This window comes from Bacillus songklensis, from assembly GCF_042649685.1.
Taxonomy (GTDB): Bacteria; Bacillota; Bacilli; order Bacillales; family Bacillaceae_H; genus Bacillus_BA; species Bacillus_BA songklensis.
The window spans coordinates 337,567-361,737 of sequence record NZ_JBHRZT010000020.1; the positions used below are offsets into that span (position 1 = coordinate 337,567).

At 40.8% G+C, this 24,171-nt stretch carries 26 protein-coding genes and 1 pseudogene; 2 read left to right on the forward strand and 25 right to left on the reverse strand.

Translation table 11 applies throughout. The features are described 5' to 3' along the window. Positions 1-119 precede the first annotated feature (119 nt). Positions 120-2,192: a sigma 54-interacting transcriptional regulator gene (locus tag ACFOU2_RS04710; RefSeq protein ID WP_377912686.1), complete on the reverse strand. Its 2,073-nt coding sequence runs from the start codon at positions 2,190-2,192 to the stop codon at positions 120-122. Between the two features lie 279 nt (positions 2,193-2,471). On the opposite strand from ACFOU2_RS04710, the gene ACFOU2_RS04715 reads away from it, so the two are divergent. Beyond that, a complete protein-coding gene (locus ACFOU2_RS04715) occupies positions 2,472-2,723 on the forward strand; it encodes a DUF2627 domain-containing protein (RefSeq protein WP_377912688.1) in 252 nt (83 codons plus the stop codon). 145 nt (positions 2,724-2,868) lie between these two features. Here ACFOU2_RS04715 and ACFOU2_RS04720 read toward each other — a convergent pair whose 3' ends face one another. Continuing rightward, entirely contained in the window at positions 2,869-3,591 is a 723-nt protein-coding gene (locus tag ACFOU2_RS04720; RefSeq protein WP_377912690.1) for a glycerophosphodiester phosphodiesterase, read from the reverse strand. Positions 3,592-3,719: 128 nt separating this feature from the next. On the opposite strand from ACFOU2_RS04720, the gene ACFOU2_RS04725 reads away from it, so the two are divergent. After that, a complete protein-coding gene (locus ACFOU2_RS04725; RefSeq protein WP_377912692.1) occupies positions 3,720-3,863 on the forward strand; it encodes a YycC family protein in 144 nt (47 codons plus the stop codon). Between the two features lie 45 nt (positions 3,864-3,908). Here the strand turns inward: ACFOU2_RS04725 and ACFOU2_RS04730 are convergent. The 23 genes and pseudogenes from ACFOU2_RS04730 to ACFOU2_RS04840 all read right to left on the reverse strand — a co-directional run. Continuing rightward, positions 3,909-4,000 (reverse strand): annotated as a pseudogene (locus ACFOU2_RS04730) (hypothetical protein); the annotation flags it as partial. A gap of 498 nt (positions 4,001-4,498) precedes the next feature. Beyond that, a complete protein-coding gene (gene spo0A, locus ACFOU2_RS04735; RefSeq protein WP_377912694.1) occupies positions 4,499-5,290 on the reverse strand; it encodes a sporulation transcription factor Spo0A in 792 nt (263 codons plus the stop codon). A 253-nt stretch (positions 5,291-5,543) separates the two neighbouring features. Beyond that, positions 5,544-6,830, reverse strand: a complete 1,287-nt coding sequence (gene spoIVB / locus ACFOU2_RS04740; protein WP_377912696.1) for a SpoIVB peptidase — start codon at positions 6,828-6,830, stop codon at positions 5,544-5,546. Between the two features lie 209 nt (positions 6,831-7,039). Then, the gene (recN, locus tag ACFOU2_RS04745) at positions 7,040-8,767 is read right to left on the reverse strand and encodes a DNA repair protein RecN (RefSeq protein ID WP_377912698.1); all 1,728 of its coding nucleotides are present in this window, start codon (positions 8,765-8,767) and stop codon (positions 7,040-7,042) included. 15 nt (positions 8,768-8,782) lie between these two features. Continuing rightward, positions 8,783-9,232, reverse strand: a complete 450-nt coding sequence (gene ahrC, locus ACFOU2_RS04750; protein ID WP_377912700.1) for a transcriptional regulator AhrC/ArgR — start codon at positions 9,230-9,232, stop codon at positions 8,783-8,785. 266 nt (positions 9,233-9,498) lie between these two features. Further along, the gene (locus ACFOU2_RS04755) at positions 9,499-10,326 is read right to left on the reverse strand and encodes a TlyA family RNA methyltransferase (protein ID WP_377912702.1); all 828 of its coding nucleotides are present in this window, start codon (positions 10,324-10,326) and stop codon (positions 9,499-9,501) included. After that, positions 10,323-12,224 carry a 1-deoxy-D-xylulose-5-phosphate synthase gene (gene dxs, locus ACFOU2_RS04760; RefSeq protein ID WP_377912704.1) on the reverse strand — a complete coding sequence of 634 codons (1,902 nt, stop codon included), beginning with the start codon at positions 12,222-12,224 and terminating at the stop codon, positions 10,323-10,325. The genes ACFOU2_RS04755 and dxs overlap by 4 nt, the downstream gene beginning before the upstream one ends. Before the next feature lie 245 nt (positions 12,225-12,469). Beyond that, positions 12,470-13,363 (reverse strand): polyprenyl synthetase family protein, encoded by an 894-nt coding sequence (locus ACFOU2_RS04765; protein WP_377912706.1) that lies wholly within the window; start codon positions 13,361-13,363, stop codon positions 12,470-12,472. A gap of 2 nt (positions 13,364-13,365) precedes the next feature. Next, on the reverse strand, positions 13,366-13,599 hold the full coding sequence (locus tag ACFOU2_RS04770; protein ID WP_377912708.1) for an exodeoxyribonuclease VII small subunit: 234 nt from the start codon (positions 13,597-13,599) through the stop codon (positions 13,366-13,368). Continuing rightward, positions 13,592-14,947: an exodeoxyribonuclease VII large subunit gene (gene xseA / locus ACFOU2_RS04775; RefSeq protein WP_377912710.1), complete on the reverse strand. Its 1,356-nt coding sequence runs from the start codon at positions 14,945-14,947 to the stop codon at positions 13,592-13,594. Before xseA ends, ACFOU2_RS04770 begins: the two co-directional genes overlap by 8 nt. A 74-nt stretch (positions 14,948-15,021) precedes the next feature. Continuing rightward, positions 15,022-15,411 (reverse strand): transcription antitermination factor NusB, encoded by a 390-nt coding sequence (nusB, locus tag ACFOU2_RS04780; protein ID WP_377912712.1) that lies wholly within the window; start codon positions 15,409-15,411, stop codon positions 15,022-15,024. Between the two features lie 381 nt (positions 15,412-15,792). Continuing rightward, a complete protein-coding gene (locus tag ACFOU2_RS04785) occupies positions 15,793-16,200 on the reverse strand; it encodes an Asp23/Gls24 family envelope stress response protein (protein ID WP_377912714.1) in 408 nt (135 codons plus the stop codon). Between the two features lie 30 nt (positions 16,201-16,230). Further along, positions 16,231-17,583, reverse strand: a complete 1,353-nt coding sequence (gene accC, locus ACFOU2_RS04790; protein WP_377912716.1) for an acetyl-CoA carboxylase biotin carboxylase subunit — start codon at positions 17,581-17,583, stop codon at positions 16,231-16,233. Between the two features lie 14 nt (positions 17,584-17,597). After that, positions 17,598-18,122, reverse strand: a complete 525-nt coding sequence (gene accB, locus ACFOU2_RS04795; protein WP_377912718.1) for an acetyl-CoA carboxylase biotin carboxyl carrier protein — start codon at positions 18,120-18,122, stop codon at positions 17,598-17,600. Between the two features lie 251 nt (positions 18,123-18,373). Continuing rightward, the gene (locus ACFOU2_RS04800; protein ID WP_377912720.1) at positions 18,374-19,000 is read right to left on the reverse strand and encodes a SpoIIIAH-like family protein; all 627 of its coding nucleotides are present in this window, start codon (positions 18,998-19,000) and stop codon (positions 18,374-18,376) included. Between the two features lie 3 nt (positions 19,001-19,003). Next, on the reverse strand, positions 19,004-19,669 hold the full coding sequence (spoIIIAG, locus tag ACFOU2_RS04805) for a stage III sporulation protein AG (protein WP_377912722.1): 666 nt from the start codon (positions 19,667-19,669) through the stop codon (positions 19,004-19,006). Continuing rightward, the gene (gene spoIIIAF / locus ACFOU2_RS04810) at positions 19,656-20,282 is read right to left on the reverse strand and encodes a stage III sporulation protein AF (protein WP_377912724.1); all 627 of its coding nucleotides are present in this window, start codon (positions 20,280-20,282) and stop codon (positions 19,656-19,658) included. Before spoIIIAF ends, spoIIIAG begins: the two co-directional genes overlap by 14 nt. Positions 20,283-20,295: 13 nt before the next feature. Then, the gene (gene spoIIIAE / locus ACFOU2_RS04815; RefSeq protein ID WP_377912726.1) at positions 20,296-21,561 is read right to left on the reverse strand and encodes a stage III sporulation protein AE; all 1,266 of its coding nucleotides are present in this window, start codon (positions 21,559-21,561) and stop codon (positions 20,296-20,298) included. Between the two features lie 26 nt (positions 21,562-21,587). Then, complete coding sequence (gene spoIIIAD / locus ACFOU2_RS04820; RefSeq protein WP_377912728.1) at positions 21,588-21,971, reverse strand: stage III sporulation protein AD; 384 nt, start codon at positions 21,969-21,971, stop codon at positions 21,588-21,590. Positions 21,972-21,991: 20 nt separating this feature from the next. Continuing rightward, positions 21,992-22,198: a stage III sporulation protein AC gene (gene spoIIIAC / locus ACFOU2_RS04825; protein ID WP_377912730.1), complete on the reverse strand. Its 207-nt coding sequence runs from the start codon at positions 22,196-22,198 to the stop codon at positions 21,992-21,994. Positions 22,199-22,217: 19 nt separating this feature from the next. Further along, on the reverse strand, positions 22,218-22,730 hold the full coding sequence (spoIIIAB, locus tag ACFOU2_RS04830) for a stage III sporulation protein SpoIIIAB (RefSeq protein ID WP_377912732.1): 513 nt from the start codon (positions 22,728-22,730) through the stop codon (positions 22,218-22,220). Then, positions 22,727-23,662 (reverse strand): stage III sporulation protein AA, encoded by a 936-nt coding sequence (gene spoIIIAA / locus ACFOU2_RS04835; RefSeq protein ID WP_377912734.1) that lies wholly within the window; start codon positions 23,660-23,662, stop codon positions 22,727-22,729. Before spoIIIAA ends, spoIIIAB begins: the two co-directional genes overlap by 4 nt. A gap of 94 nt (positions 23,663-23,756) precedes the next feature. Further along, positions 23,757-24,038, reverse strand: coding sequence for a YqhV family protein (locus ACFOU2_RS04840; RefSeq protein WP_377912736.1), 282 nt, complete (start codon positions 24,036-24,038; stop codon positions 23,757-23,759). Positions 24,039-24,171: the final 133 nt, after the last annotated feature.

Here is a 24,171-nt window from a genome sequence, read left to right on the forward strand (position 1 = left end):
TTTAGTTTTAATGGTCTGCTCATTTTTATAATCATGCAAGAATAATGCCAATCTTATTATGTGGTTTTTTCGTCATCTCATTAATAAGATAGCATGCAATAAATTGCATGGTGTGCATTTTATTGCATGCTATTATTTTCAGTATTATACTTTTCAAGTTTATAATATAGCGCCCTGATGGAAACACCTAAATGTCTTGCTGTTTTTGTTTTATTTCCGTTATATTTCTCTAAAGTTAGACGAATAATATTTGCTTCATATTTTTCTAATAACTTGGCTAAGCTTTCTCCGTCATCCAAATCCACAGGTTCCATGAAACCGGAACTTGTTTCCTTTGTACGCGCTTCGAGCGGCGGGATATGATGCACTTCAATCAATGTTTCACTGTAATTCATATATATGATGGCTCGTCCTAATATATTTTCCAATTCTCTTACATTTCCCGGCCAGTGATATGTTTGCAATAACCGAAGAGCACCTTTGGTTAACCCTTCCACATTCCGCCCGTAATCTTGATTTATTTTCGCGATTAAATGGTTAGCTAATGCTTCAATATCTTCTTTGCGCTGACGCAGCGATGGAATGAAAATAGGAATTTTATTAAGACGATAGTACAAGTCTTCCCTAATCTTCCCTGATGCCATACCTTTCTCCAAGTTTACGTTAGTGGCCGCAATAATTCGTACATTGATGGAAATCGGCGTTGTCCCTCCGACACGTACAATTTCATGTTCCTGCAGTACCCTCAATAATTTGGCTTGCATGTGAGCGGATAATTCACCGATTTCGTCCAAAAAGATACTTCCATTATTGGCTTCTTCGAATAATCCTCTTTTTCCGCCACGGCGTGCACCGGAAAAGGCTCCTTCTTCATATCCAAACAATTCACTTTCCAACAAAGATTCTGAAAGGGCAGCACAATTAACGCGAACAAATTTGTTATATTTTCGGTCGCTGTCATTATGGATGGCATGGGCAAATAGCTCTTTTCCTGTTCCCGACTCCCCGCGCAGCAATACAGTAGCCGGAGTTTTGGCGGCCAACTTCGCCTGCTCGATGGCAAGCTGAAATTCTTCGGATGTGCCGATGATATCCTCAAAAGAGTATTTTGCTTCTAATGTACGGATGATTTGACGCGCCCGATTCAACTCGTTTGTCAGTGATTGAATTTCGGACATGTCATGAATAACGCCAACACTACCTTTTAATTTTCCGTCAACAATCACAGGAGCTACATTAACAATGACATCCTTCCGTTTTGCCCCAACCTTCATTCGAGCTCCGCGCACCGGCCTTCTCGTTTTCAATACCTTCATATGCATGCTTTCACCCTCGGAAATATCCGTGGCCGCTGGTTTTCCAATTACATCGCCCGCTTTTAAACCCGTTAACCTTGTATAGGCCGGGTTAATCAGAATGCCCCGCCCTTGCTCATCCACTACAGAGATGGCTTCTTCCGACGATTGAATGATGGCTTCAAGCATTGTCTGGATTTCTCTTAAGTTTGTTAGTTCTTCTGCTAAATCAACTACCTCTGTAATGTCCCTAAAAACGGAAAAGGCTCCAAAGAGTTCTCCTTCCTCGTTTAACATCGGAATTCTTGATGTAATAATTTTTTTTCCATTTTCTAATAAAAACGCATGGTTACGATCCACTTTCTTGGTTTTTAAAGTATTAGGCAACTGACTGCTTGGAATACATTCGTGAATGTGCTTTCCGAGAACGTCTTCCTGTCTATGCCCTGTCATTCTTTCTGCACTGCGGTTAAATAATGTAATGATTCCATCCTGATTAATAACAATCATCCCGTCATGTGTCGAATTAAAGATCAGGTCATGTTTGTAAGAATCATCTTTCAGCATACGAATAAGCCCTTCTTTTTCTTCCATTAAAACGGCTGTACTATATACCACAGACCTTGGGATAACCACCATGTTTTCATGCCGCATTCTCTGTACTTCTTCAAACACAACTGGATTTCCCGTTGCTTCTACTACAACATCTACTTCGTTCGTGAAAAAGGAACGCCAGTTAGTTCCCGTCTTAATATTGTGCTGTTTTGCCAGAGCCATGGCAGGAGCAAGTTCGTTGCGGTCCGTTACGGCGAACACCTCGACCGTATCTGTTTCAAGCATGATCTTTAAAATGGCGAGACCGCATTTTCCCGCTCCAATAATTAATGCCTTTTGCATGATACCCCCCCATCATCCTCTAACCTTACGTTTGAATTTTTATATAAATCCCACTTATTTTTTAAGATCAATCCTTGCCTTGGATCTGTTGTATGGCTCTTTTGTTCTCTCATCGTGAATGAGCTTATACGTAACCATTTGACATGGGCAGCTTTGCTCCTGTCAAATGATTTATGTGGATTCACATATAATGATAGCGTTTTAGAAAGTTGCTTGACAAATTTTTTCATTCTTATATGATTCAGTTGAAGGATATTTTTCAGAAAGGATTTACTGACCATGGTTAGGATCATCGCTCTTATCGTCCTCCTTATTCCCGGGGCGTTTGCTGCATACGGAATCAAACTGATGCGTGATATGGTGTTTGGCATATTACAGCCTCCATTCACCTCGCTTTTCCTGCAATTTACGGCAGGCTTCCTTTTATTTCTTCTCGGCCTGGGATTTGTAGCCGGCTTTATTCTGCATCGTGATCGCAAGCGAAACAAAGTTCAAGACCGTTTTCAAAAAGGAGACCGTTATAATTCATAACGGTCTCCTTTTTTGCTTGGTTTTCCTTAAGAGCAATACTAGCCTTTACTTTTTTGAATTCTTTGTGGGAATAGTCGTTTCACACGCTTTGAACTGAACGTGAACGGGTCAAGAATGAACTCCATTTTTTAACATGGGTGTTTGGTTAATGTGACTTTAAAAGTTTTACTCCTCGTTCAGGATAATCGGTAATCACAGCATCACAGCCAAGATCCCTCATTTTTTTCATCACTTCCGCATCGTTTACCGTATACGGACGAACAGCCAATTGTTCACTCCGAGCAGCTTGAACAACAATATCATTTAATGTACGATAATTCGGATGGAGCCCTTTTACCGACAGATGCTTTGCGTAATTCCACGGCTCAAACATTTGCCAAGAATATAAAATAGCTGTTTCAATCGTAGAGTCCAAGCTCAAAACCCTCATGATACTATTATGATTAAACGAAGAAAGAATGACATTCTCTTTCATGTTTAATTTGTATATTAAATCAATGACCTTCATCTCTAAATACGGATATTCAAACACATTATTTTTCAACTCTATGTTTACTTTAAGCGGTAACTCCGCAGCCCACTCTAATACTTCATTTAAAGTCGGAATAGGACAAACCCCATATTTCTTTTTGAATTTATAACTTGCATCCATCTTCCGAATTTGGTCATACGTTAAATCTCTAACGAATCCTTTTGCGTTTGATGTTCGGTCCACCGTTTCATCGTGAATCACAATCAGCTCGTCGTCTTTTGACATATGTACATCCAGTTCAATCCCGTTTGCTCCTACCCTTGCAGCCTCTTGAAATGAAATCATTGTATTTTCAGGAAATGTTCCTGCCGCTCCTCGATGACCAAAAATCTCCAAAAATCTCCCCCCCTTTACTGGCATTCATATTGATGCTTTTAAATTTTTATTGAGAAAATTTCTTTCTTTTTAGACAATCTTTGCTATACTTACATGTACATTTTACTATAGAAAGGAATTGAATACGCTTGAGACCATTACAAATTTCTCCGGAAACAGCCGTCAAATTAGCGGAAGCATTGAATATTCCTCTTGAGCAATTGATGCACATGCCTCAACACATTTTATTACAAAAAATGGCTGAACTTAACAAAAAAGAAGAAGAAAAATAATAAAAGGTTCTGTCCGCACCCGGACAGAACCTTTTATTGATTCTTTCAAGAAGCTTTATGTTCTAAGGTAATTTATCCGCGACCATCGCGATAAACTGAGAGTTTGTCGGTTTAGCCTTAGACATGCTGACTGTATAAGCAATGTTATATCAATGTGTTTATTCTCGATGAACGAAATATGTGACGAAATCCAATCGATTAAATGCGATTTCTTGCGAGTACTGGAGCCTAACGCAAGGAAATAAAAAATAGCCCTCGGCGTACTTCCGAGAGCCTCAAAAAGAAAAACACCTTCGCTTTTCAGGCGCAGGCGTCAAAGTGCGGAATTAAGATTACCTTGTACATTAATTATCGCGCAATTCGTAAGCGGTTTCAACATGTAAAAAATGTAAATGTCTTTGTTGAAAGATGTTTACAGGTGCCATACAGCATAAAATTTTCTATTTGTAGATCAAATTCACATAACAAAAAACACCACCTTTTATTGATTTTTATCAACCAATAAATGACGATGTTTATCATACAATCTGTCTGTTGTTTGTTGGTATAAAAAGAAGTTTGTTGATCACATTACATTTAGTTAATTTTTATCCTTTTTTACAACAAACCCTTGATATACCTTAACCCTAACCATTTCAAGAAGCCTTATGTTCCAAGCGCAATTTATCCGCAACCATTGCGATGAACTCGGAATTGGTCGGTTTTGCTTTGGACATGCTGACTGTATAACCAAAAAGGGAAGAGATGGAATCAATGTTCCCACGGCTCCACGCCACTTCTATCGCATGGCGAATGGCTCTTTCCACACGGCTGGCTGTTGTGTTGTATTTTTTGGCGATATCAGGATACAACACTTTTGTAATCGAGCCTAATAGTTCAATATCTTTATAAACCATTGAAATGGCTTCCCGTAAATATAAATAACCTTTAATATGGGCCGGCACTCCAATTTCATGAATAATGCTTGTAATGTTTGCATCCAGGTTGTTCGCTTTTCCTTCACGCGAAACCTTCACTGTTGATGTCATAGAGCGTTTTACGACCGTGGAAGATTTACCGCTTACTTGTCGAATATGATTAACGAGGTTTTCCATGTCAAATGGCTTTAAAATAAAATAAGCAGCCCCTAAATCGACCGCTTTTTTCGTCACATCTTCTTGACCAAAAGCAGTTAACATAATGACATTCGGATAATTATCTTTTTTCATTTCTTTTACTTGGCTTAATACAGCTAAGCCGTCTAAATGAGGCATAATAATATCAAGAACAAGTACATCAGGATCTTTGTCTCTTAGCATAGATAGACATTCTTGGCCATTGTAAGCAACCCCGATGACTTCCATATCATCCTGTTCCGAAATATAATCTTCCAGAAGCCCAATTAACTCTCTGTTGTCATCCACTAAACATACCTTTATCTTTTTCACAACAGATTCCTCCTCAATCCCTTTAATCCTCACATTTTGTCCTATCTTTATTCTAATTGATGATTTCGACAATGCAACACAATTTCCTTTTATTTTTTTATAAAAAGTAAAATTACGGAAGTTTCTGGTGTTTTCTCTACTTTTCTCCTTTTTTTGACGCAAGTTATACTTTGACAAAGTGAAAAGTATCTTCTCTCCGTATCCTCTAAAATTATTATACACATAAAAAATCGAAAGAAAAAGACGAACTCTGTTAGCTCGCCTTTTTCGTATCACGTTCATAAATATCAATACCCGCTTCATTAAGCATCCATTCAATATGAACACCATACCCTGATGTCGGGTCATTGACAAATACATGTGTCACTGCACCAATTAATTTACCTTCCTGGATAATCGGACTGCCGCTCATCCCTTGAACAATACCGCCTGTTTTCTCAAGCAATTCAGGGTCTGTAATTTTGATGACCATTCCTTTCGTTGCCGGGAACTTCTGGGGAACCGTACTGACGATTTGTACATCAAATTCCTCTACTTGATCGTTGTCGACAACGGTTAAGATTTTAGCCGGCCCTTCTTTTACTTGATGTGATAGAGCAATTGGTATCGGTTTATCCATCGTCCCATTTTGAATACCTTGATTTAATTTCCCGAAGATACCAAAAGGACTATTTCTTGTAATATTACCAATAATGTTTTTGTCCGTTGAAAATCTTGCAAGCTTTTCACCTGGAACTCCATTGCTTCCTTTTTCAATGGAAGTTACGGTTGATTTGACAATTTGGCCGTTCTCCACGACAATCGGTTTTTTCGTATCCATATCAGAAATGACATGCCCTAAAGCACCATATTTTTTAGAAACCGGATCATAAAAAGTCATCGTACCAATTCCCGCTGCTGAATCCCGAATATACAGACCGATGCGATAAGCATATTCCTGTTTGTCTTGAAGCGGAAATAATTTTGTGTGAAATTCTTTTTCATCACGTGTGATGACTAAATTTAGTGGTTTTCCCGTTTTTCCTGCCTCTTGAATGAATGGAGTCACATCACTCATTTTTTCGATTTTTGTTCCATTAATGCTCGTGATCATGTCTCCCACTTGAATGCCGGCTATTTCACCGGGCGACTTTTTCCCCTGCTTAGTATCAACTTGATGGTATCCAACTACCAGTACGCCGCGAGAGTCGAGTCGCACGCCAATGGACTGTCCGCCAGGAATGACCTTAAAATCGGGTAATACTCTGACATCTACTTTTTTGATGGGTAAACCGGCTAATTCGAGCATTAAGTCCTCTTTCCCGAATTGTTGGCCGGATATGGTGAGTTGTGCATGATTATCTTTATCGGTTTTATAAACCTTCTGATTGTGTGGACTTGCCGTCACAGGCAAGGCTGTGGAAACTGTTTCAGTTTGTCCTTCAAATAATACAATACTTTTAGGAATATTGACGTAGTGACGAATACTTGGAAAAAAGCCTAAACTAATGAGCGAAACAAGGAGAATAACGCCTATTATCTTTCTGTATTTATTTAGCATTTCTGTTAATTCACTCTCCTCGCTTCCTACCCCACACCATCCATTTATGGCTACACTTTTAATGTTGCCTTCTTCGTCGTCATTTATAACTGTAAACCATATATAAATCCACCTAAAACCTTTTTAGCTTATCCAGGATGAAGGAGCTGAGAGCTCATGTAAATCATGTTAAAATGGTGAGTTGACGTTAACGCAACGCCCCTTACAGTTTAAGACGTTTGTTTGATTCGAGAGGCGAGCTCCAACAACTCTTTGGCATGTTCTTTCGTTAAATCCGTAATTTCTACACCGGCAATCATTCGACCGATTTCTTTTATCTTTTCTGTGGCAGTAAGCGGCTTGACAGATGTTTTCGTTCGTTCACCGATCACTTCTTTTGAAATGAATAAGTGAGTATCCGCCATGGCGGCGACTTGAGGCAGATGGGAAATGCAAAGCACCTGGGAATCGGAAGAAATATGGTAAATCTTCTCTCCAATTGCTTGCGCTACCCGTCCACTCACCCCTGTATCCACTTCATCAAAAATGATAGAAGTGACACCTTGATGTTTCGAAAAAATGCTCTTTAACGCCAACATAATACGGGACAGCTCTCCACCTGAGGCAACTTTGGCAAGCGGTTTTAACGGTTCTCCCGGGTTTGTCGAAATGTAAAATTCAACAACATCAATCCCGTCTTTGGCAAACTTGACCGGCTCGCCATCCAATACTAAATCGTCAAAGGAACCGGTTCTCTTTGAAAACTCCACATGAAAGACCGTTTTTGCCATATAAAGCTCTTTTAACTCACGATGAATATTCTCCACCAGCGTCTCGGCCAGTTGCTTTCTTAAGTGGGATACATGGTTTGCTTCCACCAATAAATCTTTTGCAACGCTATCCAGCTGTTGTTTAATTTTCGTCACATGAGTATCACGATTTTGAATGGTATCTACTTCATCTTCAATTTCAGCCGCATATGTTAAAATTTCCTCGACTGTCTGACCATATTTGCGCTTTAGATGATTGATTTCATTTAACCGTGTCTCAATAAAGTCAAGGCGCTGAGGGTCATATTCCAATAAATCCAATTGTTGGCGAATTTTATAGGAAATATCCTCCAGCTGATAAAAGCTATTAGAAACCGTTTCGGCGATTTCCTGATATGTAGACTCTAAATTAGAAATTTCTTCCGTGTGATTCATGGCAAGCCCAATCCAGTCCAATCCGCGACGCTCTCCATGCAAAGCATTGTACGCATCCTGAAGAGCATTGTAAATCTTTTCGAAATTGGCGATTTTCATCCGCTCCTCCATAAGTTGATGATCTTCATTCGGCGTTAAATTCGCCGCTCTGATTTCCTCTAATTGGAATTGGATTAAATCTAATCGATGGGCCATCTGCTGTTCATTTTCCGTTAATTTATCCAACTGTTTTTTTAAGCTCATATATTTTTCAAACAGTGCCTGATACTCTGTTAACGCTTGGTCTATCCGCGCCCCGCCGTATTGGTCCAGTAAAGATAAATGACGGTCCTCATTCATTAAGTCCTGATGTTCATGCTGGCCGTGAATATCTATTAATGTTTGTCCAATTTCCCGCAAAGTGGCTAATGTGACCAATTTTCCGTTTACACGGCATACGCTTTTTCCGTTAATCGTAATATCACGACGCAAGACTACCATGCCATCCTGGATTTCAATTCCAAACTGCTGCGCTTTTTCAAGACAAGTATGATTATGTTCGTCTAAGAGAAACAGCCCCTCAATTTCTGCCTTCGCTGTTCCATGACGAACAAACTCCGCAGATCCTCTTCCTCCTACCAACAGGTGGATCGCATCAATAATAATGGACTTCCCGGCTCCTGTTTCCCCTGTCAGGACCGTCAGCCCTTTTTCAAAAGAAACGGCTAAGGATTCAATAATGGCAAAGTTTTTGATTGACAATTCAGCTAACAAAGCAATTCACACCTTTTACAGCATTTCTATAAAACGTTTTGAAATGACTTTTGTATCTTCAGGAGTGCGGCAAATAATTAAGATCGTGTCATCACCGCAAATCGTTCCTAAAATGTCTTCCCAGTCTAAATGATCGATCAATGCTCCGATTGCATTCGCATTTCCAGGGAGCGTTTTCATCACAAGCATATGGCCTGCTGCATCAATTTTAACAAATGCATCCATAAGAGCCCTTTTTAATTTTTGCAAAGGGTTAAAACGTTGATCGGCAGGCAAACTATATTTATAACGTCCATCCATGAGCGGTACTTTTACTAAGTGCAATTCTTTAATATCACGTGAAACAGTCGCCTGAGTCACATTGAAACCCTGCTCTTTTAAAATGTCTACTAATTCATCTTGTGTCTCAATATCGTTATTTGTAATAATCTCACGAATTTTAATATGTCTTTGTCCTTTATTCATTATGACACCCCACACTGTTTGTCAAATGCCTGATATTTTTATGTTACTTAAATCCTGTTTGTAGCGCAATTCATTTTCTTCAATTATTTATTATTCACTACTGTCGCACATTTTAATAAGAACGAAGACTAAGTATGCGACGTCCTTTACATTGACAGGCTAAAACGATTCCATCCTACAAACCATGACACGAAATCAAAGCACTGCCATCTAGAGCAGTGCTTTTTACTGTTTATCAGCTTTTTACTGTTCACCGGCAAAGAGGTTTATTTCTTTTCTTTTAATGTTTCATGAGCCTTTGCCACCACTTCATCCGTTGACATACTTAATCGGTTTTCACCTTGTTCCTTCATTCCTGCCCACTTCAAATGGAGAAGAAACTCGATATTTCCGTCCCCTCCTGTAATGGGAGAAAAAGAGGCATTCATCACATCGTAGCCTTCCTTAAGAGAGAAGTCCACCATATCTTGCAGAACTTGCCGATGAACACGAGGATCACGAACAATCCCTTTTTTCCCTACTTGTTCCCTTCCTGCTTCAAATTGAGGCTTTACCAGCGCCACGACATCACTGCCCGAGACGAGCAGTTTCTTTAACACAGGTAAAATAAGTCTCAATGAAATAAATGAAACATCAATGGAAGCAAAATCCGGCATTCCTTCTTGCAAGTCAGCCGGCGTCACATAGCGGAAATTCGTCCGTTCCATGACGACCACTCTTGGATCTTGGCGCAGTTTCCACGCCAATTGATTATATCCTACATCCAAGGCATAAGACATTTTGGCTCCGTTCTGAAGCGCACAGTCTGTAAAGCCGCCTGTTGAAGCCCCGATGTCTAACAAGATTTTCCCCTCTACGCTAAGATCAAATTCTTTTAATGCTTTCTCCAGCTTAAATCCTCCGCGGCTTACATACGGCATTATCGTTCCCTTAATTGTTAGAGGAATATCGCGGTCCACTTTTTCACCTGGCTTATCCATTCTTTCTTCATTGGAATATACTAAGCCGGCCATCACAGCCCGCTTTGCCTTTTCTCTTGTTTCCGACAAGCCGCGCTCAACTAATAATACATCGACTCTTTCCTTTTTTGTCACCTTACCTCAAGTCCTCTTTGTTTAGATTGCACTAATTGTTCAATGCGTTTAACTACATCGGTTGTGGTTAATTCGATTTCCTCCAGCAATTTGCTGACACTTCCATGCTCAATGAAACGATCTGGGATTCCCATACGGTCAATGATCGTCTGATAGTAACGATGATCAGCCGCAAACTCTAATACCGCACTGCCGAAGCCCCCTTGAAGCACCGCTTCTTCAATCGTTAAAACCGGTCTTTCCGATGCAAAGATTGCATGAAGCATTTCTTCATCTAAAGGCTTGATAAAGCGCGCGTTAACCACTTCCACCGAAATACCTTGTTTTTCCAGGCAGGCTGCTGCTTCTATCGCCATCGGAATCGTTGTACCGAAAGTTAAAATAACAGCATCATCCCCTTCTTTCAGCACTTCCCATTTCCCGATTGGCAGCTGCCTTAATTCTTTATCGAGCGGCACTCCCAATCCGTTGCCTCGTGCATAACGCATCGCGATCGGCCCGTCATTATATTGAAGGGCTGTATACACCATGTGCTGTCCTTCATTTTCATCTTTTGGCATCATCAATACCATATTCGGAATGTGACGCAAAAAGGCTATATCAAATACACCTTGATGTGTTTCTCCATCCGCTCCGACCAACCCGGCTCGATCAATTCCGATAAACACATTTAAATTTTGACGGCAAATATCGTGTACAACTTGATCGTAAGCACGCTGTAAAAAGGTTGAGTAAATGGCTAAAAATGGTTTCATGTTTTGTGTCGCTAAACCAGCTGCCATCGTTGCGGCATGTTGTTCCGCGATGCCCACATCATACATTCGATCGGGAAATTCCTGCTGAAATTTTTCCAATTTCGAACCAACCGGCATCGCAGGTGTAATTGCTACGATGCGTTCATCTTCCCGCGCTAATTTTAATACCGTATCGCTAACTAGCTTACTCCAGCCGATTGGGGCACTTTCCGGTTTAATGAAATCACCGGACTCGATTTTATAGGGGCCTGTTCCATGCCAGGTACCGATTTTATCCGATTCAGCCGGTAAATAGCCTTTTCCTTTTTTCGTAATAACATGCACTAACACAGGGCCTTTTGTCTTTTTGGCATAATGTAAGTTTTCAAATAAATCATCGAAATTATGCCCATCAACAGGACCTAGATAAGTAAAGCCCAGATCCTCAAAGAACATCCCTGTCACAAACATGTATTTCAAGCCGTCTTTTACCCGTTCAGCCGTAAAAGCCAGCTTTCCGCCAACAGCAGGCACCTTTTTCAATAATGTTTCAAGCTCATCTTTTACCCAATGATACTTCCCGGCTGTGCGAAGACGGCCTAATATGCTGTGAAGCGCTCCCACATTCGGTGCAATGGACATTTCATTATCATTTAAAATCACGATCATGTCTTTTTGCTCATGACCAATATGGTTTAACGCTTCAAGGGCCATTCCGCCAGTCAATGCTCCATCACCAATAATCGGAATGATGTATTCTTTTGATTTCTTTAAATCTCTCGCCGTTGCCATTCCCATTGCAGCCGACAAAGAAGTGGAACTATGTCCTGTTTCCCAAACATCATGTTCGCTTTCCGTTCTTTTTGGGAATCCACACAATCCTTTATACTGTCGAAGGGTAGCAAATTCGCATGCGCGCCCTGTGAGGATTTTATGAACATACGACTGGTGACCAACATCCCACAAAAATTTGTCTTTCGGGCTGTTAAACACTTTATGTAAGGCTATCGTTAACTCCACAACCCCCAGGTTCGGCCCGATATGTCCCCCAGTCACGGACAGCTCGTTTATGAGAAATTGGCGGATATCTCCGCTTAACTGAATTAACTCCTCTTTAGACATCTTCTTTAAAAACTGAGGGTTTCTTATCGATGTAAGATCCAAGTGGATCACTCGCTTTCGTACATTAGTTATAAGTTACCTTTATTCATTGTGACAAGTTTTATGCGTATATATCAAAATCGCCATTTTAAAAACTGTAAGTGAAAAAATAGCCGCTAACACAAATGTGATAACGGCCACCGATAAATTCTTCTTTTATAAAACCTATGCACTATTTTCCACAAAATAGCACCTTAATTATAGCATAGTTTCATACTATACTCAATGTAAATTTATAAAATGGACGTTTAGCTATTTCTTTTCTCAATATAGGTACAAATTTTCTCTAGAATCTCATGTTGGATATTCGCATTTCGCAAACATTGTTTTGCTTTTTCAATATGGAAACGCAGCTTTTCTTTTGCCGCTTCCATTCCAAGCAAGGCCGGGTACGTTGTTTTTTCATTTTCCGTATCACTGCCAACCGGTTTACCTAATTGCTCTTCGTTTCCTTCTATATCGAGAATATCATCACGGATTTGGAAGGCTAAACCTAAATGGGTACTAAATTCGCTCAATTGTTCCATCTGCGCTTCAGGCGCATCGGCTAAAATCGCTCCTGCTTTCACACAAAAAGAAAGCAGTTTGCCGGTTTTATTTTTATGAATATACTCCAATTCTTCCAGAGATAGCTTTTTTTGTTCCCCTTCCATATCCGCTACCTGGCCGCCGACCATCCCTTCTGCACCAGCAGCTTTTGACAACTCGATTACTAATCGCAATTTCATGCTGTCCGACACATCGGGATGACGGGCTTGGGCCAATACTTGAAAGCTGTTTGTCAGCAATGCATCGCCGGCCAAAATGGCCATGGCTTCCCCAAACACTTTGTGATTGGTCGGCTTTCCGCGCCGCAAGTCATCATCATCCATACTCGGCAGGTCATCATGAATGAGGGAATACGTATGAATCATCTCTACTGCACAAGCCGCCGGAATTCCAATCTCCTCTTCTTTCCCGAATGCACGTAACGTGGCAAATATTAATAGCGGGCGAATACGCTTTCCTCCAGCTGTTAACGAGTAATTCATGGACTCTATCAAGGTTTTGGGTGAAGATAGACCGGAAACAATCGCTGGAAATTCTTTTTCAACTTTCCCCTTTACCTCCGCTAAATAAGCTTGAAACTCCCCATCATTCACAATTATTCTTCCTCCTGCACTGCAAATGGTTCAAGCTGTCCATCTTCACGTAAAACATGCTCCATTTGTTTCTCGATTTGTTGTAGACGCTCATGACAAAATTTGGAAAGTTCCATTCCTTCTTGGAAGTGCTGAATCGCTTTTTCTAAAGGAACATCCCCTTCTTCCAGTTTTGTCACAATCTCTTCTAATTTTTTCATCGCTTCTTCAAAAGAATATGCTTTTTGATCACTCATTTATAAAACGCTCCTCCACTTTTGCAACTTCACAGTGTAAATCCCCATCAGTTAAACGAACACGAACCATCTCACCTGCGGAAACATGCTTTGTACTCTTCACCAGCTGCTGCTGCTCATTATAAACGAGACTGTATCCTCGCTCCATTGTCTTTAACGGGCTTAATGCATTTAACTTGGAAGCAGTCGAAACAAACAACATTTGATGCTGTTTTAAAATCGCCTGCATGTCTTTCACTAACGCTTTCGTCAAGATTTGATGTTGTTCCGTCAAACGCTTGACCTTCTCTTTTGGATGATTGCGAAGAAGCAAATGGGCAAGTTGCTGATACCTTTCCTTTTTGCTTTCAATATTTCTTCTGCTTTCACGATGCAATCGATCAATTAATTTGTCTAATTCCTGCTCTTTTTGCTCGCACAATTTTTGGGGATAACGAAAAGCATACGATTTTTGCGCACGATTCAATCTTTCTTTATTAAAGGACATAATTTCTCTCATGACACGCATCATCCTGATTTTACGCTGTTCAATGCGCTCCATCACCTCTGTTAAATGAGGTACTGCAAGTTCAGCGGCTCCCGTCGGTGTCGGAGCACGTAAATCCGCTACAAAGTCGGCAATGGTAAAGTCTGTTTCATGCCCAACCGCCGAGATGACGGGGATTTTCGATTCGTAAATCGCGCGGGCAACCATTTCTTCGTTAAACGCCCATAATTCCTCAATGGATCCTCCGCCACGTCCAACAATGAGAACATCTAAATCTTCAAGATGATTGGCCCTTTGGATGGCCTTTACAATGGATGGAGCCGCATTTTCCCCCTGCACTAAAGCCGGTATCAAAATAATATCGGCAACCGGATAGCGTCTTTTCAAGGTCGTAATAATATCTCGAATCGCCGCTCCTGTCGGTGACGTAACCACACCAATGCGATTTGGATAGGAAGGAAGGGGCTGCTTGTGAGCAGGATCGAACAACCCTTCATCTTGTAGTTTTTTCTTTAACTGCTCATAAGCCAAATATAAATTACCAATGCCATCAGGCTGCATTTCTTTTACATACATTTGATAATTTCCACTTGGCTCGTAAACAGAAATTTCCCCACGTATGATCACCTTCATCCCATCTTCAGGCCTAAACGTCAAGGCACGATTATAACCGGCAAACATGACCGCCTGAATGCGGGCATTTTCATCCTTCAATGTAAAATACATATGACCGCGGCTATGTAACTTAAAATTGGAAAGCTCTCCCTTAATCCAAATATCTTGCAAGTGGGGATCCACATCAAATTTCCGCTTAATATATTTTGTTAAAGCTGTAACGGTTAAATATCTAACCTCACTCATCTTTTTCCATCTCCCTTAATAAAGAGATCCGTACATTTCATTTCTGTCACAAAAAAAACAGTACATTTTATTCATTATTTCATGGTTTGCAGCACTTTTGACAAAACACCGTTAATAAATCGGTTCGATTGAGAATCACTGAATTTTTTTGCAAGTTCAATCGCTTCATTTAAACTTACGTTTGTTGGAATCTCTTCTTCATACATCATTTCATACACAGCTAGACGTAAAATCGCGCGATCCACTGCCGCCACACGTTCAAGCGTCCACTTTTCCAGATGCTTGCGCAATGTCGCATCGATTTCCTCTAAATGCTCTATCGTTCCTAATACAACCTTTTGTAAAAACGGATCTATTTCGTCGGTTTGAAGCACATTTCGGATGGCCTCCATCGGCTCGATTTGTCCTAAATCATATTGAAACAAAGCTTGTAAAGCTTTTTCACGCGCTGTACGTCTTTTCATTCCTTACATTCTCCTTTTGTCTAAACTTATCGAAATGTCTAACAAGATAATAGCATAATTTTTCCGCTATCGTACACATTCTGTATTTTGAGACTTTTTACGTTTCTTATATTTATTTCCTTTCCCCGTCTCAAAAAATCATGCCACACTGCTTTTTCTATGGTACAAGGACAGTATTTTACACTCTTCCTCTGAAAGCAGGTGAAATGTCTATTGCACCTGAATAAGCCAAAAATATTGAATATCAGCATTGCTCTTTAGCACAACCAAAGAAAAAAGACTGCTTATTTATATAAGCAAGTCTTTTTTGTCATATAAGAAAATATAAATTGAGCGTTGAAATTGTCCAGTAAGCAGGCTTTCTCCGCTTTTCTTCGTTATTTAGATGGAGTCGACAGATTCTCCCTCTTGCTTTTGTGTGTCGAATTGAACACCAACAATATGGATGTTGACTTCATCAAGCTCTAACGCCGTCATGTTTTTCAAGGCTTGACGAATGTTGTCTTGCACTTTTTGGGCTACAGTCGGGATGGAAACCCCAAATTTCATAAAGCAATATACATCTACTTTAATGCTGTTTTCCGCTAGTTCGACCTTGACGCCTTTACCATGGTTTTTCTTGCCTAGCTTTTCAACAACACCAGCTGCAAAGTTGCCTCGCATCGCTGCTACACCGTCAATTTCAGAGGCAGCAATTCCTGCAATGACTTCAATAACCTCAGGAGCGATCTCTACTTTGCCCAACGTGTTTTGATCTTGCCCCATTTGTAACAAGTTGTTTTCACTCATGGACGACACCTCCTAATACATTATACTATACTACGAATTCATGACATCGTGTAACTCAAGAAACTTTGTATTGAACTCGCCATCAACGAATTTTTCGTGATTCAATAATTTTAAATGGAACGGAATGGTTGTCGCTACCCCTTCGATCACAAATTCGCTTAATGCACGCTTCATTCTTGCCACCGCTTCCTCGCGTGTTGGGGCATGGACAATGAGCTTTGCAATCATAGAGTCGTAATAAGGCGGGATGGAATATCCCGGATAAACAGCTGAATCCACCCGAACTCCGTAACCGCCCGGCGGTAAGTACATATTAATTTTCCCTGGAGATGGCATAAAATTCTTTTCAGGATTTTCAGCGTTAATGCGGCATTCGATCGCCCATCCGGAAAATCGGACATCCTCTTGTTGATAAGCAAGTTTTTCGCCATTTGCTACTTTAATCTGCTCTTTAATCAAATCAATGCCTGTTACCATTTCCGTAACAGGATGCTCTACTTGGATCCTTGTGTTCATCTCCATGAAATAGAACTTCTTCTCACGATAATCATAGATGAATTCTACGGTTCCCGCACCTGTATATTGAACAGCCTGCGCTGCTTTTACAGCCGCTTCGCCCATTTGCTGACGTACAGACTCGTCCAGCGCTGGTGAAGGAGTTTCTTCTAACAGCTTTTGCAAACGGCGCTGAATGGTACAATCGCGTTCTCCTAAGTGAATGGTGTTCCCAAAACTATCAGCCAACACCTGAATTTCGACGTGACGGAAATCTTCAATATATTTTTCGATGTATACCCCCGGGTTTCCAAATGCAGTAGCAGCTTCTTGCTGGGTGATTTGAATTCCTTTTTCAAGCTCCTGTTCGTTCTTTGCTACCCGAATTCCTTTTCCGCCTCCGCCTGCGGTTGCCTTAATGATCACGGGATAACCCATCTCATTTGCGAGAGCCGTTGCAGCTTCGACTGACTCAATGATTCCTTTTGAACCAGGGACGATTGGAACACCTGCTTCCCGCATCGTTTCTCTCGCTACATCTTTCGTCCCCATTTTCGTAATCGCTTCCGGGCTTGGACCGACAAACGTGATGTTACATTCTCTGCACAACTCCGCAAAATCGGCATTTTCAGCCAAAAAGCCATATCCCGGGTGAACCGCGTCACAGCCTGTTGATGTTGCTACACTCATGATATTAGTGAAATTCAAATAGCTGTCTTTAGACGATGTAGGACCGATGCAATACGCTTCATCTGCCAGCTGCACATGAAGAGAATCCCGGTCTGCCTCTGAGTAAACAGCTACAGACTCGATACCGAGTTCTTTACATGCACGTATAATTCGTACCGCAATTTCTCCTCTATTTGCAATCAATAACTTTTTAATCATAACAAAAGCGCTCCTTATTCAGCTTTTACTAAAAATAATGGTTGTCCGTATTCGACAAGCTGACCACTTTGGACAAGCACTTCTACAATTTCTCCGTTTACTTCCGCTTCAATTTCGTTAAATAATTTCATCGCTTCTACAATACATACAACCGAATCTTTCTTCACTTTATCTCCTGCCGTTACATAAGGAGGGGCATCTGGTGAAGGAGAAGCGTAAAACGTCCCAACCATTGGGGAAGTAATTTTATGTAAAGACTCATCTGCTTCTACTTTATTTTCCTTCTTCTCATCCGTTTCAAGAGCTGAAGGTGTCTCTTGCTTTGGTGCCGGTTGATTGATAACCGGTGCTGGCTGCCCAGCTTGCGAAGCCGCTTGTACAACTTGTTCTGCCGCTGGAACTGCGACAACTTGGTTTGTTACAAGTGCTCCCTTCTTCTTCATTTTTACCTTTGTTCCATCTTTTTCATAAACAAATTCTTCAATGGTGGAACAATCCACTAGTTTAATGAGTTCACGAATTTCTTGGATTTTCAACACATCTGACACTCCCTATCTCAAAATGATCATGCTTACATTCATGATACGATATATTTTCATACCAATTCAACATGAGGATTGGTATGAAATAGAAATTTTTGTTGGATTAAGACTAGGTACTATAATAAGAAATTATATTCTCATAACATGTTTATTGTAGCATAAAAAAACCGATTGTTTCTCACAATCGGCAAAAATTTTTATGTTCTCTCGCTCTAATGGACGACAGTTCAATTAATGGAAGGTTCACCTTACTTAACAGGTTCAAATTCTACCGCTACCTGTTTTGAACCCAACTCGCCTCTTACAAGTTGGATGATTTCATTTGCTTGCGCACGCGAGTGATTTTTTGCTTTGACTGTAATGCGAACTTCACCGCCGTCTGCTCTTACGAGTGCATCTTCATACCCTTTTGATTTAATCAATGTTTCAATCACTGCTTCTTTAGCCGCTACATCTGTAAGCTCTTGCATTTTATCCATCGCCTCACTCTTCTGCCGGGCTGACACATCAGTAGAGGCTACAATGTCTTGCAACTCTTCACGCAGTTTATTTCGCTCATCTTCAATCTCCAAACGCAGCGCCGTGAACATCTCATCGCTTTCTACACTGGAAATAACCGCTGAATTTTTTTCAGATTGAGCGGAATCCTCTTGTTTTCCTTTTGGATCAGCATCTTTCGTGATTTCTTTTTGCTCTGTTTGCTCCTGGACAGGCTGTTTTTCCTCTACCGCTATATTTTCATCATTTTTCTTTTCATCTTCTACTAAAGCCATATTTTCTTGCGGTGCCTCTGGTGAAGTAATATAGTAAACAGATAGAACAACGACTAAGCTGAGCATTGTTAATAACCAAACGGTTTGCTTTTTTAATAACATTTTTTATTCCCCCTTAGACTTTTTAGGCAATACAGCCACTCTATGACTTGGAACATCCAATACTCTAGTGACGGCTTCAACGATCCATTTCTTGACCTGAATATTGTCTGCTCCTTTCGCTACAATTAACACACCTCTAATTTTCGGTTTCTCTGTTTTGATAATGACAGGCTTTTCTTGATCGCCGTTTCGGATAATGACAAGCTTTTCATCTGTAGAGCTATCCTCCCCTTTTCTTTTGCCGCCTTCACGATCTGTTTCATCCGTCGATTGATTTTGCGTCACTTTATCTTTCTCGTAAACTCGGGATTCAGTTGCATCCAGATTGACAACAACCTCCACGTCATCCACTCCGGCAATGCTTTGTAACGCCTCTCTTAATTGATTTTCATAGCGGTCCTCGTAATCGACCATCGCTTTTGAATGGGCGGATTCTTTTTGACCGAATACGGGAGTATCTTTCTCTCCGCTTACCGGTACGATTGAGGAAACTTTTTCCGTCATCGAATTAGGCGATGACAGGGTGTTGCTTATGAGCATAAAGGCAGCCCCTACCCCAAGCAGTAAAATCACATACAATAACTTTGGGTTCTTTTTCTCGGATACTGGTTGTTGTGATGACGAAAACAAGCGCCGAATCGATGAAAAAATGCCGTCATCCTTGCGCATCTTTTTTTAACCCCTCCTCCAATGTCACAGCAATTTTTCCTTCTTGAATGCCCCATTTATTGGCCAGAAATGATTTGATTTTCTGCTCGTCTCTATTTTTGCGTTCAGTTTGGATCGGCTTGGAGGTATCAATGGAAACAATCTTAATAGCAGATACAGCTTCTTCCCCTTTTGGGTGAACGGCTACGTGAATGGACGTGATGTCTTCATAGGTGCTGTTTTCATTAGAAGATTCCATATCAATCACAATATCCTCAATTGCTACACCATACTGTTCCATCAACTCCTCTTTTACCTCTGTCTCCATTTGGACAGCCATTTGTTCTAAAATATATGCATGTTGGGAGGCTTGTATTTCTTTTTTCTTTGATTCCATCAAATTTTTTGTATTTTTTTCTTCGGATGATTGAGATAGATTCATAGAAGCAAGCAATTTATCTACATTGACATGAAGAATCTGGAAAACCGGCGTGATCATAATCAGCAGCAACAGCAAGCCGATTACCATCTTGGCATACTTTTGCAAACTAGAATTGGGAAGGAGCATATCAATGATTGTTGCCAGTAAAATAAATAAAATAATATTCGCAATCCATTGTGTAAGCGCTGCCAACTCTATCTCTCCTTTATCGAATCATCATCGTCACATTACTTGCTGTAATAATGACTGTTAAGCATAGAAAAAACATTAATGATACAACGGCAAGTGCCGCAAAAATATAAATAATATTTTTACTAATAATACTTAAGCATGTGATGACAGGCCCGCCTCCTATCGGCTGCAAAAGAGCGGCTGCCAATTTATAAATGATGGCCAGTGACATCACCTTTAAAGCCGGGAATGCCACAATCAGCAAGAGGATGGCGACACCCGCCATTCCAATCGTATTTTTTAGCAGCAAGGATGCCCCCATCACTGTATCTGTCGCATCTGTAAACATCCGCCCCACAACAGGGATAAAATTTCCGGTAATGAATTTGGCTGTTCGAATCGTGATCCCGTCCGCGACGGCTGAAGTGGCTCCCTGTACGGAAATCACTCCCAAGAAGATCGTCAACACCGTTCCAAGCAATCCGATGCTGATATTGCGCAGCAATTGTGCGAGCTGTGTCACTTTATATTGATCGGACAGTGTGCTTACGATGCTTAACAAAGCGGATAAAAACAAGAACGGCATGACGACGTATTGAATGAGCAATCCACTCGTATTCATGAGGAAGATAATGATTGGATGAAAAAATGCAGCCGATAAAATCCCGCCTGACGACGCCATTAGGGCCAGTAATAACGGAATGAGAGCCAAAATGAACTGGACCATCGTTTTAATAGCTTCAGTCGTATAAGAAATGGCTACGTGAAAACTATTTAAAGCAATAATAATGAGCACCATATATACAAGTGCATAGGCCACTTTACTAACCGCCTTCTGATCAAAGGCACTTTGCAGGTTTTGCAAAAACACGCTAAAGACCGTGAGCATCAGCAAAGTTCCAAGAAGTTTGCCATTTGCAATAATCTCATGAAAAAAAAACTTTACAAATCCCGCCAGCCATTCCTGAAGAGAAAAATCCTTTTCCCCCTTTAAGAACTCGTATAAGCTACCTTTTTGACTTTCCGGAAGAAACCCTCCATACTTCGTTAAAATATCATCCCAAAACGATTTAATTCCCTCAATTCCAAGCTTATCGATTTGTTCATTCACAAGATCTTGTTGTGTGGGAGAAGCTTGTACCGTTTGCTCATCAACTGTCTCTTGCTGCGCAGGAGAAGCTTGTACCGTTTGCTCATCAACTGTCTCTTGTTGCGCAGGAGAAGCTTGTACCGTTTGTGGGATAAAAAAAAAGAGAAGAAAAAAGAGAGGGATATAGTACTTCTTGTTAAACGATTTCATGTATTCACCCCACCGCAAAACTTCTATTAATTTGGTAACATCGAAATGATTGTTTCAATAATAACCGTTAAAATCGGGATAGCCATCGATAAGATCAAAATTTTTCCTCCCAGCTCAATTTTGGAAGCAATGGCTCCCTGTCCGGCATCTTTTGTTATTTGAGCACCGAATTCAGCAATATAAGCAATCCCGATGATTTTTAAAATGGTCTCTACATACACCATATTTACTTGTGCATTAACGGAAAGCGTTTCAATCATGCGAATGATTTCATAGATCTGATCTACTAGAAATAGAAAGATGACGCACCCGACAAACACGACGAGCAAAAATGCAAAAGACGGCTTTTGTTCTTTGATGATGAGCGCCAAAAATGTAGCCACTAAACCCAAACCGACAATTTGAATCATTTCAATGGCGCATCCCCCCTTTATCCCTGAAATAGAAAGACAGCCTTGATCTTTTTAAACAAGTCTTCCACAATGGAAGCGACCATGAATAAAATATAAATAAATCCGATTAATGTGACCCAGTTCGCGTAATCTTTCTTTCCCATTTGCTCTAAAACTGTGACAAGAAAGGCAACCACAATGCCGATGCCCGCAATTTGAAAGATTGTATTCATATCTACACTCATCTGTTTTTCCCCCTATTAGCTACATCAGTAGAATGACAAGTAATAGCCCAGATAGAAAACCAAGACTTTTCACCATTTTTTCATATTGTGCTTGTCTTTCTATTGCATCCTTTTCCTCCCTCTCCAAATGCGAAAGAGCAAGTAAAATATGTTTTTGCTGTGAATATCGATCATGTTGGCCAAGAGTCTCGCCAAATTGCTTTAACACTTCCATTTCCCCTTGTTTCAATGCTGTTTGATTCCAGGTCTCTTCAAGGCTTGTTTCCCAGGCGTGTTTTACGCCTTCCTCCTCTTCCTCTAATCTCGATGCAAACCCTTCGAACAGAAAGCATAAAGGTTTAGGCAGCTGGACCGCCAGCAATAACGCGATCTCACGCAATGGTCGATGGCTGTACATGATTTCGGCTTCCAATGACTGCAAAGCGGTCTTTAGCTGCCTAAGCTGTCTCGGCCTTTCACTCAACTGCTTTGCCATCTCAAATCCCATCCATGTAGAAGCGAGTAAAATAAAAACGGCTCCAAACAGCTTCATATCGCTTCCCCCTTGTCTATATAACCATGCAGCATCGGCTGAAATCTCTCATTATAAATTTGTCGTATCGTTCCCGGGCCTCTTTCATTTGATAAAACAACAAACCGCTCAAAGCTCTGGCTATCCAGCAGCGCTTTTAGCGACGGGCGTTTACATAAATCTTCTATGTTATAACCATGAATGGTCATCATAAGACGCACACCCGCATGGATTGCTTCTGATACAGCATCACAATCTTCCTGCCTGCCAACCTCATCTACTATAATGACATCCGGGCTCATCGACCGGATCATCATCATCATGCCTTCTGCCTTTGGACATGCATCAAGCACATCAATCCTTGGGCCAAACGTATGTTGAGGAACACCTTTAACGCATCCTGCAATTTCTGAACGCTCATCGACAACCCCTACCTTAATAGGAGAAATCCCCTTTTGCTCCATTCCAGAGCTGATGATTCTAGCTAAATCACGAATCATTGTCGTTTTTCCCGTTTGAGGCGGACCAAGGATAATTGTATTCAGCCATTTCTCTTCATATAAATAAGAAATAAGCGGGACGGCGATGCCCTTTTTTTCTTTTGCGACCCGAATGTTAAAAGAAGTCACATCTCGAATCACTTTAACCGCTCCGTTTTCCGTGATGACTTTCCCCGCCAGACCGATTCGGTGACCGCCTTCGATGGTGACATAGCCTTTTTTCAGTTCCTCCTCAATCATATAAATAGAAAATTGGCTTAACTTGTTTAAAATAAATTTTGCGTCTTCTTCTGATGCAAGGCACGGATAAAAGTGGGCCTTTCCTTTTACAATGAATTCAAGCGGACGCCCAACACGAATGCGGATTTCCTCTAAAGAGCCGGAATCACCATTTACAAATTTGGAGGAAATGTCAGCAAGATCTTTAGGGAGCATGCGTAAAATTTCGTTCATCATCGAAATCCCCTCACCATTTATCATTATTCTCAATGTATGCAGGCTTGCCTCCTTTATGACTATCAGTTGTCCAGCAAAGCACCTGCTTTATTCACTTAAAAACTCCGATTAAAATAAATACGACTCCCACTATAATCATGACGAGCTTTCCGGCCGATAACTGATCGGCCACCGAGATAAGGCCTATTGAGAATGAAGCCACCATCACAATAGGACCTACCATCGCTAATAGTCCATTAATGAACAGTGCCTTTTTCACATCATTATTCAGAAAGATAAGTATCGCCGCCGTAAACTCGACAGATGCAGAAACCAAACGTAATACAGCCATTGTTAAAACGGTTGAATCCATATGAGACAACAAGCGCTTCATTTGCTCCTCCTACTGTACATTAAAATATTCAGGGAAAAACCCTAGTACAAGCCTATGCCGCTCATCTCCATTTATGAAAGGTCTCTCAAAATAAAAGATCCCTGGGGATGAAATCACCAGGGATCTTTTGTAA

Coding starts and splice junctions, on each gene's coding strand:
- ACFOU2_RS04710 (WP_377912686.1), bottom strand. CDS start 2,192: ATGCAAAAGGCATTAATTATTGGAGCGGGAAAATGCGGTCTCGCCATT.
- ACFOU2_RS04715 (WP_377912688.1), top strand. CDS start 2,472: ATGGTTAGGATCATCGCTCTTATCGTCCTCCTTATTCCCGGGGCGTTT.
- spoIVB (WP_377912696.1), bottom strand. CDS start 6,830: ATGCTAAATAAATACAGAAAGATAATAGGCGTTATTCTCCTTGTTTCG.
- ahrC (WP_377912700.1), bottom strand. CDS start 9,232: ATGAATAAAGGACAAAGACATATTAAAATTCGTGAGATTATTACAAAT.
- ACFOU2_RS04770 (WP_377912708.1), bottom strand. CDS start 13,599: ATGAGTGATCAAAAAGCATATTCTTTTGAAGAAGCGATGAAAAAATTA.
- xseA (WP_377912710.1), bottom strand. CDS start 14,947: ATGAGTGAGGTTAGATATTTAACCGTTACAGCTTTAACAAAATATATT.
- nusB (WP_377912712.1), bottom strand. CDS start 15,411: ATGAAAAGACGTACAGCGCGTGAAAAAGCTTTACAAGCTTTGTTTCAA.
- ACFOU2_RS04785 (WP_377912714.1), bottom strand. CDS start 16,200: ATGAGTGAAAACAACTTGTTACAAATGGGGCAAGATCAAAACACGTTG.
- accC (WP_377912716.1), bottom strand. CDS start 17,583: ATGATTAAAAAGTTATTGATTGCAAATAGAGGAGAAATTGCGGTACGA.
- ACFOU2_RS04800 (WP_377912720.1), bottom strand. CDS start 19,000: ATGTTATTAAAAAAGCAAACCGTTTGGTTATTAACAATGCTCAGCTTA.
- spoIIIAG (WP_377912722.1), bottom strand. CDS start 19,669: ATGCGCAAGGATGACGGCATTTTTTCATCGATTCGGCGCTTGTTTTCG.
- spoIIIAE (WP_377912726.1), bottom strand. CDS start 21,561: ATGAAATCGTTTAACAAGAAGTACTATATCCCTCTCTTTTTTCTTCTC.
- spoIIIAD (WP_377912728.1), bottom strand. CDS start 21,971: ATGATTCAAATTGTCGGTTTGGGTTTAGTGGCTACATTTTTGGCGCTC.
- spoIIIAC (WP_377912730.1), bottom strand. CDS start 22,198: ATGAGTGTAGATATGAATACAATCTTTCAAATTGCGGGCATCGGCATT.
- spoIIIAB (WP_377912732.1), bottom strand. CDS start 22,730: ATGAAGCTGTTTGGAGCCGTTTTTATTTTACTCGCTTCTACATGGATG.
- spoIIIAA (WP_377912734.1), bottom strand. CDS start 23,662: ATGAACGAAATTTTACGCATGCTCCCTAAAGATCTTGCTGACATTTCC.
- ACFOU2_RS04840 (WP_377912736.1), bottom strand. CDS start 24,038: ATGAAGCGCTTGTTGTCTCATATGGATTCAACCGTTTTAACAATGGCT.